14 protein-coding genes are annotated in these 13,529 nt (G+C 44.1%); 5 read left to right on the top strand and 9 right to left on the bottom strand.

From position 1 onward, the window contains the following. Nucleotides 1-4 precede the first annotated feature (4 nt). The 3 genes from gndA to AB5Y61_RS07785 all read right to left on the bottom strand — a co-directional run bounded on the left by gndA (nucleotide 5) and on the right by AB5Y61_RS07785 (nucleotide 3,740). On the bottom strand, nucleotides 5-1,429 hold the full coding sequence (gene gndA, locus AB5Y61_RS07775; protein WP_368403750.1) for an NADP-dependent phosphogluconate dehydrogenase: 1,425 nt from the start codon (nucleotides 1,427-1,429) through the stop codon (nucleotides 5-7). Nucleotides 1,430-1,597: 168 nt separating this feature from the next. Next, nucleotides 1,598-3,076: an SPFH domain-containing protein gene (locus tag AB5Y61_RS07780; protein ID WP_368403751.1), complete on the bottom strand. Its 1,479-nt coding sequence runs from the start codon at nucleotides 3,074-3,076 to the stop codon at nucleotides 1,598-1,600. A 124-nt stretch (nucleotides 3,077-3,200) separates the two neighbouring features. After that, nucleotides 3,201-3,740, bottom strand: coding sequence for a DUF177 domain-containing protein (locus AB5Y61_RS07785; protein ID WP_368403752.1), 540 nt, complete (start codon nucleotides 3,738-3,740; stop codon nucleotides 3,201-3,203). Nucleotides 3,741-3,849: 109 nt separating this feature from the next. Between AB5Y61_RS07785 and AB5Y61_RS07790 the strand changes: the two genes are divergently transcribed. The 4 genes from AB5Y61_RS07790 to AB5Y61_RS07805 all read left to right on the top strand — a co-directional run bounded on the left by AB5Y61_RS07790 (nucleotide 3,850) and on the right by AB5Y61_RS07805 (nucleotide 6,734). Beyond that, nucleotides 3,850-4,221: a DUF2200 family protein gene (locus AB5Y61_RS07790; protein ID WP_368403763.1), complete on the top strand. Its 372-nt coding sequence runs from the start codon at nucleotides 3,850-3,852 to the stop codon at nucleotides 4,219-4,221. Next, the gene (locus tag AB5Y61_RS07795; RefSeq protein ID WP_368403753.1) at nucleotides 4,218-5,078 is read left to right on the top strand and encodes a transcriptional regulator; all 861 of its coding nucleotides are present in this window, start codon (nucleotides 4,218-4,220) and stop codon (nucleotides 5,076-5,078) included. Before AB5Y61_RS07790 ends, AB5Y61_RS07795 begins: the two co-directional genes overlap by 4 nt. Before the next feature lie 262 nt (nucleotides 5,079-5,340). Then, on the top strand, nucleotides 5,341-5,517 hold the full coding sequence (locus AB5Y61_RS07800; RefSeq protein ID WP_368403754.1) for a hypothetical protein: 177 nt from the start codon (nucleotides 5,341-5,343) through the stop codon (nucleotides 5,515-5,517). Then, complete coding sequence (locus AB5Y61_RS07805) at nucleotides 5,514-6,734, top strand: transporter (protein ID WP_368403755.1); 1,221 nt, start codon at nucleotides 5,514-5,516, stop codon at nucleotides 6,732-6,734. The genes AB5Y61_RS07800 and AB5Y61_RS07805 overlap by 4 nt, the downstream gene beginning before the upstream one ends. 179 nt (nucleotides 6,735-6,913) lie before the next feature. On the opposite strand, the gene htpX is transcribed toward AB5Y61_RS07805, so the two are convergent. Further along, nucleotides 6,914-7,810, bottom strand: a complete 897-nt coding sequence (gene htpX, locus AB5Y61_RS07810; protein ID WP_368403756.1) for a zinc metalloprotease HtpX — start codon at nucleotides 7,808-7,810, stop codon at nucleotides 6,914-6,916. A 1-nt stretch (nucleotide 7,811) separates the two neighbouring features. Then, complete coding sequence (locus AB5Y61_RS07815; protein ID WP_061564262.1) at nucleotides 7,812-8,372, bottom strand: LemA family protein; 561 nt, start codon at nucleotides 8,370-8,372, stop codon at nucleotides 7,812-7,814. A gap of 70 nt (nucleotides 8,373-8,442) precedes the next feature. Between AB5Y61_RS07815 and rsmG the strand changes: the two genes are divergently transcribed. Then, a complete protein-coding gene (gene rsmG, locus AB5Y61_RS07820; RefSeq protein WP_368403757.1) occupies nucleotides 8,443-9,156 on the top strand; it encodes a 16S rRNA (guanine(527)-N(7))-methyltransferase RsmG in 714 nt (237 codons plus the stop codon). A 64-nt stretch (nucleotides 9,157-9,220) separates the two neighbouring features. Here rsmG and AB5Y61_RS07825 read toward each other — a convergent pair whose 3' ends face one another. The 4 genes from AB5Y61_RS07825 to AB5Y61_RS07840 all read right to left on the bottom strand — a co-directional run bounded on the left by AB5Y61_RS07825 (nucleotide 9,221) and on the right by AB5Y61_RS07840 (nucleotide 13,456). Then, nucleotides 9,221-10,123, bottom strand: coding sequence for a carbohydrate kinase family protein (locus AB5Y61_RS07825; protein WP_368403758.1), 903 nt, complete (start codon nucleotides 10,121-10,123; stop codon nucleotides 9,221-9,223). A gap of 67 nt (nucleotides 10,124-10,190) precedes the next feature. Next, nucleotides 10,191-10,946: an SDR family oxidoreductase gene (locus AB5Y61_RS07830; protein ID WP_368403759.1), complete on the bottom strand. Its 756-nt coding sequence runs from the start codon at nucleotides 10,944-10,946 to the stop codon at nucleotides 10,191-10,193. A gap of 4 nt (nucleotides 10,947-10,950) precedes the next feature. Beyond that, entirely contained in the window at nucleotides 10,951-11,781 is an 831-nt protein-coding gene (locus AB5Y61_RS07835) for an energy-coupling factor transporter transmembrane protein EcfT (RefSeq protein ID WP_368403760.1), read from the bottom strand. Continuing rightward, nucleotides 11,774-13,456: an ABC transporter ATP-binding protein gene (locus tag AB5Y61_RS07840; RefSeq protein WP_368403761.1), complete on the bottom strand. Its 1,683-nt coding sequence runs from the start codon at nucleotides 13,454-13,456 to the stop codon at nucleotides 11,774-11,776. The genes AB5Y61_RS07835 and AB5Y61_RS07840 overlap by 8 nt, the downstream gene beginning before the upstream one ends. Nucleotides 13,457-13,529 lie beyond the last annotated feature (73 nt).

Below are 13,529 nucleotides of genomic sequence, written 5' to 3' on the forward strand. Positions count from 1 at the left end.
AAGATTATTTTTCGTCGTACCAAGAATAGTGGAAAGTACCTTCTTTGTCTTTACGTTGGTATGTGTGAGCACCAAAGTAGTCACGTTGTGCTTGGATCAAGTTTGCTGGAAGATCCGCTGAACGGTAGCTATCGAAGTAAGTAATGGCTGCTGAGAAGGTTGGTACTGGTACACCTGCTTGAACAGCAAGGGCTACGATATCACGAACTGATTGTTGATACTTAGCAGTAACATCTAAGAAGTACTTATCCAATAGAAGGTTAGCAAGATCTGCATCACGGTTGTAAGCATCTGTAATCTTTTGCAAGAAACGAGAACGGATGATACAGCCATCGCGCCAGATAGATGCGATGTCCGCAAATGGCAAGTTCCAGTTATTTTCTTTAGAAGCGACACGCAATTGCGCAAAACCTTGTGCGTATGAGATGATTTTTGAGAAGTAAAGGGCTTGACGGATCTTTTCAATCAACTCAGCCTTATCTCCTTCAAATTTGAAAGCAGCTGGTTTTGGAAGTACCTTGCTAGCGTGTACACGTTCTTCTTTATAAGTTGAAATGTAGCGCGCAAATACTGACTCAGTAATCAGTGACAATGGCACACCAAGGTCAAGAGCTGATTGGCTAGTCCATTTACCTGTCCCCTTGTTTCCTGCAGCATCCAAGATGTAGTCTACGATTGGACCATCTTGATCTTCGTCGTCTTTGCGTCCAAGGATATCCGCAGTGATTTCGATCAAGTAGCTGTCTAACTCGCCTTTGTTCCACTCAGTAAAGATTTCAGCCATGTCTTCTGCTGAAAGGCCAAGCAAGTGTTGCATCAAATCATAGCTTTCTGCAATCAATTGCATATCCCCATATTCGATCCCGTTGTGGACCATTTTCACGTAGTGACCAGCTCCATCAGGACCGATGTAAGTCACACATGGTTTGCCATCTTCAGGCGCTTTTGCAGAGATTTCTTCAAGAACATCTGCTACCAATTCATAGGCTTCTTTTTGTCCACCAGGCATGATAGAAGGACCTTCAAGGGCACCTTTTTCACCACCAGAAACCCCTGTACCGATAAAGTTGATACCAGAGTTTGCCAACTCTTCGTTCCGACGGATGGTATCTTTATAGAAAGTATTTCCTCCGTCGATCAAGATATCGCCTTTATCCAAATGTGGAAGAAGGGCTTGGATAGTTGCATCTGTACCAGGCCCTGCTTGAACCATGAGCATGATACGGCGTGGTTTTTCGATAGAGTTTACGAAGCTTTCGATATCATAGCTTGGCACAAAGTTCTTATCAGGATGGCAAGCAACAACATCTTCTGTTTTTTCTTTACTACGGTTAAAAATGGCAACTGTGTAGCCACGAGATTCGATATTAAGGGCAAGGTTACGACCCATTACGGCCATACCAACAACACCAAAGTTTGCTTTAGTCATGTGACACTCCTCTTTATAGTTTGCCTATATTCTACCATTTTTTGACATCAAATGAAAGCAGAAAATAGCTTCCCACTTCTCCAAGAGTGAGAAGATCATGCAAGTCATTTGATCTTAAAAACAAAAGTGCCCGAGAAACAGTTCTCAGACACTTTCTTAAGAATGGCATTAATCTTCTTTTGAAGCTAATTCATTCGCTTCAATGACCGGTTGTTCTCCTTCTTTGAGTTTGTTGACCGTCATATTGACCCCAAGAGCTCCTGCTAACAATTGACGAATATCGAATCCAGCTCCTTGAGAGACTTGGTCGATACTTTGCATGATATCGCCCACCATCTTAGAAGCATTACCCTCACCGTACATGGTAATCTTATCCACCTTGGTTAATGGTTCTGCGACAGCACGCGCAATTTCAGGCAACTTATCAACGACCATTTCAGTAATGGCTGCTTCTTGCATTTTCTTCATCGCTTCGGCCTTTTGGTCCAAACCTTTAGCTTCGGCTTCTAGTTTCAAGCGAATAGCTTCGGCTTCGGCGCGACCTTTGGCTTCGATAGCTTCAGCCTCTTGCAGTTGAGCAAATTTCTCAGCTTCGGCTTGGGCTTTCCGAGCTTCGGCTTCTTTTTGTGTTTCGAAAAGTTCAGCTTCCGCCTTGCGTTGGCGTTCGATCAATTCAGCTTCGGCTGCTTGTTGACGCGCATATTTTTCAGCTTCGGCTTGCTTACGGATGTTGGCATCCAATTCTTGCTCACGAACCTTAACTTCGCGCTCTTTGACTTCCGCTTCTTTTTCTTGTTTCATGATATTGGCTTCGGCTGCCACGCGCTCTTGTTCACGACGTTGCACTTCTGCCTCAATCCCTTTAGCGGCATCTGCCTTGGCTTGAGCAATATCTGCTTCTTGCTTGAGGGCTGCTTGTTTGAGTTTTAATTCGTTTTGTTTTTGCGCAATTTCAAGATCGGCTGCGACGCGTTTGTCGTTGGCCAATTTATCTTGTTCTGCTTCGACTTCCTTGCGTTCGCGTTCTGCTTTGGCTTTGGCAATCAAGGCATCTTTCTTAATGGTTTCAACATTTTCAATCCCGAGGTTATCAATGACTCCCCCTTCATCAGAGAAAGATTGAACCGTAAAGGCGATGACTTCTAGACCCATTTTGGCCAAGTCTGGTGCTACGTTGTCTTGCACCTTTGAAGCAAACTCTTGACGGTCGTTGACCATCTTACGGAGCTCCATCTGACCGATCACTTCCCGCAAATTCCCTTCCAAGACATCTTGAACAGAGTTGGAAATATCCGTCGTATTCCAGTTCAAGAAGTTTTCTGCAGCACGGGCAATCATCTCATCGGTTGTTCCGATTTTTAACTTAACAGCTGCATCAGCACGGACGTTAATGAAGTCCAGTGTTGGGACTGCTTCTGACGTCCGAACATCTGTCGAGAATTGCTCAATATCAAGATAAGAGCGTTGTTCGACAAAGGGAATCATAAAGCCAGCTTTCCCACGCAAGTGACGTTGTTTCCGAAGACCTGTAATGACCACGACTTCGTTGGGTTTAGCGTTGACATACCCTTTGACCAACAAGATCAATACAAGAATGGCTACGATTACAAAAGTAATCAACCAACCTGGAATAAATAAAGTATCCATACTTTTTCTCCTTTTTTAGAGGTCTCCCCTCTGTTGTTTATTAATTCTAGTATATCAAAAAAAGGCCTTTCCTCAAAGAAAAGACCTGTATTTATATCTAAATTTATCAAATGCAATCTCTAGCTTATTCTTCGTCAAACAAGCCATTTAGACCTGCGAAAGGACTGTTTTCTTCTTTCTTGATCGCTTGAGCGGCTTGGTATTCTTCTTCGGATAAGATTTTCCAATCATTGCCTTCGATAAAACCTTGTCCAGCCTCTTCTTCTGGAGTGAGGACCTTGAGAGGAATATTGAGCAGGATATTATCCGCTACACTCTCACTCAGTTCAATCTTCCCACCTTCGATTGGAAGGATCAAGTCTTCCTCTAGGGCCTCGATATCTGCGTCAGACTGTACATCCTCTGCAAATACCTCTGTTACAGGATAGCTCTCTTGAAGCTCGACAGGCTCCATGCTTCGGCTAGAGGCAAGGACGATGGTATAGGTCAATTGGTAATCCAAGACATAGAGGCCTGTATCATAGGCTACTCGTCCTGTCGCTGTCACATTCTTTAAATCAAGAATTTCTGGATTACGCTTTTGCAATTCCTTGAGCAAATCCAACTCTTGATCAAAAGCTAGTCCTTCAGGATTTTTACGGATTTCTTGTGTAAATAAGTTCATTCTTTTGTCCTCAAATCTTCTAGATACTATTAGTATATCATGAAGCCGCCCCTCAACCAAGAAGTCTCCTCAAAAATTTGTTATAATCATGAAAAAAGATAAAGAAAATCTGATGGCAAGAGTTTACGATTTATCATTTTCAACTGTATATACAGCTTTAGTCCAAAAAGTCTTACGAAAGGGTGGAACAGAGACCAGCCTTGACCAAATCACCTCGCGATTAACAGGCTATTCTCTGGCGGAACTGCAAGAATGGAAAAAGCGTGACGGAAGCTACGGAGATTTCTTTCGCCAAGCTCCTGCCTATCACCACAATCGAACACTGATTACTGGGAAAGTTTGTGGCGTGCAAATTGAAACAATTCAAGATCCTTTGATGCAGGAAATTCGTCGATTAGATCGTCTGGTCGATTGGTTAAGTAAGGGGAATACCGTTGAGCAATTGGTTGAAAAATACCAGCTAAAAGAGGAGAAGGCATGAAAGAAATCGGAGCAGTTTTTAGGCAAATACGGGAAAGTCGCCATATTTCATTAGAAGAAGCTACTGGTGGGGAATTTTCGCGCTCTATGCTATCTCGATTTGAGAGAGGGGAAAATGACCTCACTACGCAACGTTTTTTTCAGGCTCTTCAACAGATCAAAACCAGCCTCAGTGAGTTTTCCCATCTAGCAGAAATCGATCAGCACTCTTTTATTCCCAAATTATTGAAAGAACACTATGAAAACATGAGCTTGGAACATGATCAAGCCTTGTACCAACGCTACCAGCTAGCCTATCAGAAAGATCACAAAAAAGAAGACTTCTTAGCCAGTATTATTCTCAAGGCTCAAATGCTTGCCTTCTATCCTGAGGTGGAGTTGGCTGCTAGCCAAGAGGAACTAGATTTCCTCTATGACTACCTCTTCTCTGTCATGGTCTGGGGAAATTTTGAGTTAAGCCTATTTTCACTGACCTCTCCTCTTTTCTCTAGTCAGCTCTATCGACAGTATACAGAGGAGTTGGTCCAAAGAGATGATTTCAAGCTTCTCCTAGACTCTTCTCGTCCTGCCCTCAACTCTATTTTTCTCAATGGCTTTTTTCTGGCCATCAGTTCGGATGAATTTGAAGATGCATCTTATTTTGATCAGCTGATCAAGGACCACTTTTACTCTGAAAACGAAGCCTACCTTCGGACGGTTTATCTCTATGCCAAAGGGGAATTTCTTTATCGAAAGGGAGAAAAAGAAACTGGTCTTGAAAAGATGGAACAGGCCATTCAGGTCCTCTCTATTCTGGATTGTAAGGACAGTGCCAACTACTACAAACAGGGCCTGCAAGAACTCCTCAAGGAATCCTGAAAAGAGAGTGGGACAGAAATCGGTCATTCGTTGGAATTCGATTTCGTCGTCCCACCTCCGCACAGTTGAGTAAGGCTGTATAAGCTTATGAAATCAGCATAATAGAGCCCACTCAACCACTGCGTCTTGCTCGGCAATCTAAAAACAATTGAGAGGCTAGGACTTTTGTCCTAGCCTCTTTTTGTTGAAAATATGCAACTTTTTGTTTTCCATATTTTTGAGGTCTACAATAGGATCATCAAGAAAAGAAAGAGGTCCCAGCATGATAAGCAGACTAAAGAATCGTCTCCTTCATTATTTCCTTAAACAAACTAGTTTTTATGTTAAAGAGGAAAAATTAGAACTGACGGAAGAGGAGAAACTGTCTCTTCTCAAGCAGGCCTTGCAACATTTAAGAGAAGTTATTTTATCTGCTAAGCATAAGGAGGAAAGCTTATGAAACTCTTATTTCGCAATCACATCTTTGCCTTACTCAGTCTTTCACGTTTTTTGAATACCATTGGTGCTGCCATCTACAATTTGGTCTTTGTGGTCTTCGCGGCTAGTATGCCTCACCCTAGTCTGGCAGTTGGGATCGCCAATCTCATTGTTTTTATCCCAAGTCTTTTCACCATTTTCATTGGAATGAAGGCCGATCACACCGCTAAAAAAGCTGACTGGCTGATCCGAATGGGCTTTCTGCAAGCTATCCTTTTCGTCATCATTGCACTGATGACGCAGATTCCGGGTTACCTGGCCTTTTCGATCGTTTGCTTCTTGAATATTGTGTCAGATTGTTTAAGTGATTATCGCGGGGGATTGCAACTTCCCATTATGCAGAAGAACATCCCTAGAGGGGATCTGATGGAAGCCTATTCCTTCAATCAACTGCTTAGTATGGTTTGTTCCATTTCAGGTCAAGCGCTGGGAGTCTGGCTTTTAGCTGTCAGTCACCAAAACTTTGCACTTGTTGCTTCGATCAATGCCCTGACATTTCTCCTGTCTTCCACTTGTCTTTTCATCCGACGAAGTCAACTGACCCACGAACCGATTCAAGTGGATTCGAGTAAGAAAGTTTCTTTCCTTCAAGAATGTCGAGACATCTATCGCAATGTCACCACTATCTTTGCAGATGAAGAAGTTCACAACTTTGGAAAACTTCTCCTATCCCTAGTTTTCATCAATGCTTTGGGCGGATCCATCTCCGGCATCTATAATTTGCAACTGCTTCACTCCCCCTTCTTTCATTTGAGCTTTAGCCAATCGCTCTTGATCTTAGAAGCAGTGACTATTTTAAGCATGGTCTGGGCTAGCCTGACACCTCACGATTATTTTTCCAAACAAACCCTTCACCATACTCTACTGTGGATTGCAGGTGGTCTGACCATGCTTGGCCTCACAAATGTTCTGGTCCACTGGGATATCCTATCCCTTCTACTCATCACTTTCCTCGGTTATCTTGTTGCAAAAATCAACCCAAAAGTTTCCAGTCTTTTAATGAGCAAACTGCCAGCTGAGAAATTAGCCTCTACTTCTAGCTTTTTGGGTCTGATGGTAAGCTTTGCTATGCCTCTTGGAACAGTCCTTTTTTCTAGTCTAGCTATCTGGAACCTCTCTTTAGCTTGGGGAATCTTTGCCATTTTCGGTTTCACTACCGTCCTCTTGTCTAGCAAATAAAGAGGCTGGGACAAAATTCCTAGCCTCTTTATTGTTTTTGGATTGTCGAGCAAGACGCAGTGGTTGAGTGGGCTCTACTACGCTGATTTCATCAGCTTTTATAGCCCTACTCAACTGTGCGGAGGTGGGACGATGAAATCGAATTCTAACGAATTACCGATTTCTGTCCAACTCTCACTTTACATTCTTCTTAGTCTTTCCACCCGTTCAGCAATGGGTGGGTGGGTATAAAAGAGCTTTTGAAAGCCGGATTCTTTTTTAGGATCGTTGATAAAGAGAGCACTACTGGCACTATCAACCTCGCGTTGCATGGGTGCACTGTTATCTAGTTTCAAAAGAGCATTGATCATCCCTTGAGGATTCCGTGTCAATTCGACACTGGAGGCATCAGCCAGAAACTCCCGTTGGCGAGAAATGGCTAACTGTACCAAGGTCGCCGCTAATGGTGCTAATACGATGGCAAGCAAGGAAAGGATCAGAATAATTATTTCTAAACCACTGCCTCCTTCTCGATCATCATCCCGTCTACGGCCACCGCCCCACCACATCATCCGGCCACCAATGCTCGAGAGCATGGTGATGGCACTGGCTAAGGCCACTGCAATGGTGGAGATGCGGATATCGTAATTGCGAATATGGCTGACTTCGTGTCCAATAACTCCCTCCAATTCCTCTCGATTCATCACAGCTAGAAGACCTGTCGTTGCTGCAACAGCTGCATTTTGAGGATTAGACCCTGTCGCAAATGCATTCATGGAAGGATCGTCTACAATATAGACACGAGGCATAGGAATCTGAGCCACCATGGCCATGTCTTGGACAACATGGTAAAGTTGAGGAGCTTGATCTTCTGTTACCTCGCGTGCACCATTCATCCGCATCACAACTTCCGTTGATTGAAAAATCATGCTAAAGGCATAGATGCCCCCAATAATCAAAGCAAGGATGACGCCACCAAGCGAGGAGCCTAACCAGAGATAACCAACGGCTGCTCCGATAAGGGCCAAGAGTATGAAAAAAGCAATAAGGAGAATCCAGGTTCTCCTTTTATTGCTTGCAATTTGGTCAAACAGCATATTAGTCTCCTAATCCGCTAAAATCCACCTTTGGTACTGCTTTTTCTTCTTCAGGCACTTGAAGGAATTCGGCTTGTTTGAAGCCAAACATTCCAGCAATTACATTTGTTGGGAAAGTTTCCAATTTCACATTGTAGTTGCTTGTCACACTGTTGTACAATTGACGGGCATAAGAAATTTTATTTTCTGTATTGGTCAATTCTTCTTGCAATTGCATGAAGTTGGTGTTAGCCTTCAAATCTGGGTAGTTTTCAGCAACCGCAAAGATGCCTGCAACTTGACGTGAAAGAGCATCACTGGCTGCCATTGCTTCTGCAGGTGAAGATGCTTGAGCTACTTGTTGGCGAAGTTGAGTGACCTTAGCAAGTGTATCTCCTTCGTACTTGGCATAGCCTTTAACCGTTTCGATCAAGTTTGGAATCAAGTCATTCCGACGTTTCAATTGTACATCGATTTGACTCCAAGCTTCGCGAGTTTGCATCCGACTTTTCACTAAACCGTTGTAAACTCCTACTACCATCAACACAAGGACCACAAGGATCCCAAGAATAATCCAAATCATTTTATTGAATTCCTTTCATTTCTTTCTACCAGTATATCAAATTTCTCTTATTTTGTGGTAAAATTATCTTATGAAACCAGAAGAATTTTATACCCATTTAGCCGATCTCGGCTTCCCATTAACTGATCAACAAAAAGAGCAATACGAACGCTATTTCGAGCTCCTCGTGGAATGGAATGAGAAAATTAATCTCACCGCCATCACCGCAAAAGACGAAGTCTATCTCAAGCATTTTTATGATTCGATCGCACCCATCTTGCAGGGGTTGATCGAAAACAAACCCATCCGTCTTTTGGATATCGGAGCTGGTGCAGGCTTTCCAAGTCTTCCAATGAAGATCCTTTTCCCTGAGTTGGATGTGACCATCATTGATTCCCTCAATAAGCGGATCAACTTTCTCCACCTACTAGCTGAAGAGTTAGGCTTGAGCGGGGTTCATTTCTACCATGGACGAGCTGAAGACTTTGCGCAAGATAAGGCCTTCCGTGCCCAATTTGATCTTGTGACTGCTCGTGCCGTTGCTCGGATGCAGGTCCTTTCTGAACTGACCATCCCTTACCTGAAAGTAGGGGGACGTCTTCTTGCTCTCAAGGCCAGCAATGCTCCAGAAGAGTTGGAAGAAGCCAAAAATGCCCTGAACCTGCTATTTAGCAAGGTTGAAGACAATCTACAGTATGAATTGCCGAATGGCGATCCACGCTATATCACTCTTGTCGAAAAGAAAAAAGAAACCCCCAATAAATATCCAAGAAAAGCGGGCATGCCCAATAAGCGGCCATTGTAGTAAGATACAAAGGGCTAAGCGGATAAAGTCAAAAAAGGAGTAGGACAAATTCCCTACTCCTTTTTTATTTTTGTTTCAATTCTGTTCGCAGGGCTTCTTGCTGCTCTTTTGTCAGATGAACGCCCTTACTTGCAACAATCTGGCTAGAGACTATGTTGGCAAACCTTAAGGCTTGCGTCATATCTAAACCTTCTAAACGAGCGGATATAAAAGCTCCGACATGGCTATCCCCAGCACCTACTGTATCAACGACTTCTGCTGGGAAACCGTCCGCCTCATACCAGTTGCCATCATAGGCAACCGCTCCTTTTTCCCCCAAGGTGACAATGACCAATTGCCCCGTTCTCTGATACAAGTGTTCGATGGCTGGCTGGATCTCTCTACACCCAGAAAAAGCCAGTGCTTCAGCCTCATTAACATGGAGAATCGGATGCAGATCATAAATTGCTTCCAGTCGATCTTTGGGAATCATGAGTCCACGTGGTCCTGGTGCGAAAATCACCTGGCCTTCTAATTGCGAAACAGACTGGACCAATGCAAGACCGGTTGGCTCCTCGACTTCAAGGCCACATAAGTAGATGTAATCAAACGGATCTGTCTCAATATCTTTTAGCCACTCTGCTTGAAAGCTATACTCCACTCCGTGGTCCGATAAGAAGGTCCGCTCACCATCAGACTCTACAAAGCAGTAACAGCAACCATTGGCCCCTTCTAATGAGATGCTAGAGGAAATCCCTAATTGTTTTAACTCTCTTCGAATAAAATCACCATACATCCCAGAACCGACTGGCGAGACAAACTGGTAGGGTTGCGACAAAAAATGAAGGATATTAACCACATTAAAGGCACAACCTCCCACAGACCATTGCTGGTGATCAATATGGGCATCTCCTTCCCGACTCGGTAGACGGTCCAGATAGACCATAATATCACAAACAGTGGATCCAATCACTAAGGCTTTTGACATAGATTTTTCCCCCTCTTATTTTCAACATGGAAAAATAACCAGCACCGGATAGAGCTGGTTATGTGGCCTAGTCTCCCCGATAGACCGGTTGCGGACCAAAGGTTTGGGAAACTGGCATGATTTCAATCCGGTTAACATTGACATGCTTAGGCTGTTGGATCAACCAAGCTACAGTATTCGCAATGTCTTCGGGCTGAATGGCATGGGCATCGCGATAGAGAGCCTCTACTCGTTTTTCATCTCCTTTAAAGCGAACCGTCGAGAATTCAGTCCCTTCACAGAGACCTGGTTCAATATTGGTCACCCGAATCTGCTTTCCAGCTAGGTCAGCGCGCAGATTTAATGAGAACTGTTTGACGAAGGCCTTGGAGGCACCATAAACATTAGCTCCTGGATAGGGCACTGTTCCAGCAGTTGACCCCATATTAATAACATAACCGTCATTTCTTTCCACCATCTGGGGGAGGATTTGTCGAGTCAAATAGGTCAGACCGATAATATTGGTCTGGATCATGGTCAACCAATCTATAAGCTCTGCTTCATGAGCTGGAGCGAGGCCTAGGGCCAAGCCAGCATTATTGACCAAAACATCAATTCTCTCCCAAGCTTTTGGCAAACTAGCAAGTGCATGATCTACCTGAGAAGGTTCCGTCACATCCATTTGAAGGGGATAAAAAGCTTCTCCCAGCTCTTCTTGAAGAGCCTGTAATTTTTCAATGCGTCTAGCAGCACCAATCACCCGATGCCCATCGGCAACTAAGCGGTGACAAATGGCTTGGCCAAAGCCAGCAGATGCTCCCGTTACTAAAATTATTTCTGCCATTTTCTTACCTCCAAGGATTATAGAAGCGACCTTTGTTTACCCAAATCAGGACGATACTCAAGACCACCATGAAGATTGACCCCAGGATAATCAAGCGATCAGGAGTGGTTATCTCCTGATAGGTGTACCAAGTTCGTTTTTTATTTTTACCAAAGCGACGCAGTTCCATGGCCGTAGAGATCGTTTCAATCCGCTCCAAAGAACTAAAAATCAAGGGAGAAATCATCTGAAGATTTCCCTTCACCCGCTGGATAAAGTTGGCCTTTTTGGACAACTCCAAGCCTCTGGCTTCTTGCGAGAGCTTGATAATCTGGTATTCCTCCTGCACATCTGGAATATAGCGCAAGGTCAAGCTCACTGAGTAAGCAATCTTGTAAGACACCCCAATCTGGTTGAGACTCGAAGCAAACTGACTGGGATGGGTGGTCATCAAGAAAATAAGAGCTAAAGGAATGGTACAGACATACTTCAAAGCTAGGTTGAAGAGATAAAATAACTCTTGGGCTGTAATACTATATGCCCCTAAACCATCTAGAAGAACTGTCTTTGCTCCATAGATTTCTACCCCATATTGTGGGGCAAAAAGATAGACCATCAAGACATTGAGAAAGGCAAAAGCTAAGGCAAAACTCAGAACAAAGGAGATGTCTTTCAAACGAATGCCTGAGGTTGCAAATAAGGCGAGGGCACCCAGACCAATGACCAACAACAAGCGAGTATCATAACTCAACATAGCTGCTAATGAGACCAAGAGTAGGAAAAGGAGCTTGCTGGCGCCTGAGAGGCGATGCAGAAAGCTGGTTCCAGCATGGTAGCCGACTAAACGATTATTCATGGCCTTCCCCCTTCTGATTCATATAAAACTGCGTCAAGGCAAGAGGATCGACACCAAGTCGATTTGCCAAGGCAAAAATAGATGTTTCTTTTAAATTAGCCCGTCTCAAAATTTCTGGTTGGGTCAAGAGCTCTGCCGGTGTCAAATCAGCCAAAACCTGCCCATCCATAACCACGACTGCCCGGTCGGAATAATCCAACATGAGCTGCATATCATGGGTAATCATGACAATGGTATGCCCTTTTTGATGGAGTTCATCAAGGAAATCCATAATTTCCGTATAGTTTCGTTGGTCCTGACCAGCCGTCGGCTCATCGAGGACGAGAACATCTGGTCCCAAGACAAGGATAGAGGCGATGGTCACCCGCTTTTTCTGACCATAAGATAGGGCGGAAATCGGCCACTTACGAAATTCGTAGAGACCACAGGTTTTCAAGGCTTGATGGACACGACTTTCGATCTGCTTCTCTGAAACATTTCTCAAGCGAAGACCCAGAGCCACCTCATCAAAAATCATGTTGGTCGAGATCATCTGGTTGGGGTTTTGCAGGACATAACCTACTCGCTCTGCTCGCTCCTTGACACTATCACCCTTGATATCCTCTCCCTTTGAGAAATAAGTTCCTTCCGTCTGGATGAAGCCACAAATCGCCTTAGCAAGGGTAGATTTTCCAGCCCCATTTTTACCAACAATCGCTAGCCGCTGCCCTTTTGGAATGGTTAGAGAAAGATCTTTTAGAATGGGCTGGCCTTCTCGATAGGCAAAGTTCAAATGACCAAGTTCTAGGATTGTCTCTGCCTCTACTCCTTTTTCAAAATGAGGAGTTGGGATATCCACTGATAAATCCCCAAGTGGTAGCTTTTCTACCTTGTCCAAATGCGGTAGCTTGCTGATATCCTGGCCTAACTGGCGAAGAGTTGTTAAATAGAGGGGTTCACGAATCCCATTTTCAGCCAGCAGTGTCGTCCTCAACAACTCATCTGGGCTCCCATTAAAGAGGACTCGTCCTTGATTGATCAAGATGACCCGATCGATGGGACGGTAGAGTACATCCTCCAAACGGTGTTCGATGATAATGGTGGTCGTCCCCTGCTCTTCATGAATTTGATCAATCAGATCTATGATATCCTGACCCGATTTGGGATCTAGATTAGCCAGTGGCTCATCAAAAAGCAGGATCGGACTTTCGTCAATCAGGACACCCGCCAAGCTGACCCGTTGTTTTTGCCCACCGGATAAATCTTGAGGCCGATGGCCTAAGAGCTTGTTCAAATCTAAGCGCTCCGCCCAGGTATGGACCCGGGATTTCATGCTTTCCAACTCCACCATATCGTTTTCAAGAGCAAAAGCTAAGTCTTCTGCTACGCTGAGACCGATAAACTGACCATCCGTATCCTGTAAGACCGTACTGACCAAATGAGACTTCTCATAAATACTGAAATCAAAGGCTTCTTTCCCCTGAATAAGGAATTGGCCACTACTGGTTCCCTTATAGATATTAGGGATAATCCCATTTAAGCACTGGCCAATGGTTGACTTGCCAGAACCAGATGGACCAACAATCAGGACCTTTTCCCCCTTATAAATGGTTAAGTTGAGATTTTTCAAGGTTGGTTCAGACTGTGCCTTGTATTGGAAGGAAAAATCCTTCAGTTCAATCATTGCTTCTTTCATTTAGTTTGCCTTTTCCCATAAGAGCGCAAATTGGATGGCTAACTCCGCGATTCGATCCTTGCTATCTAAATCC

The sequence above is a fragment of the Streptococcus parasanguinis genome (assembly GCF_040908565.1).
Lineage (GTDB): Bacteria > Bacillota > Bacilli > Lactobacillales > Streptococcaceae > Streptococcus > Streptococcus parasanguinis_AC.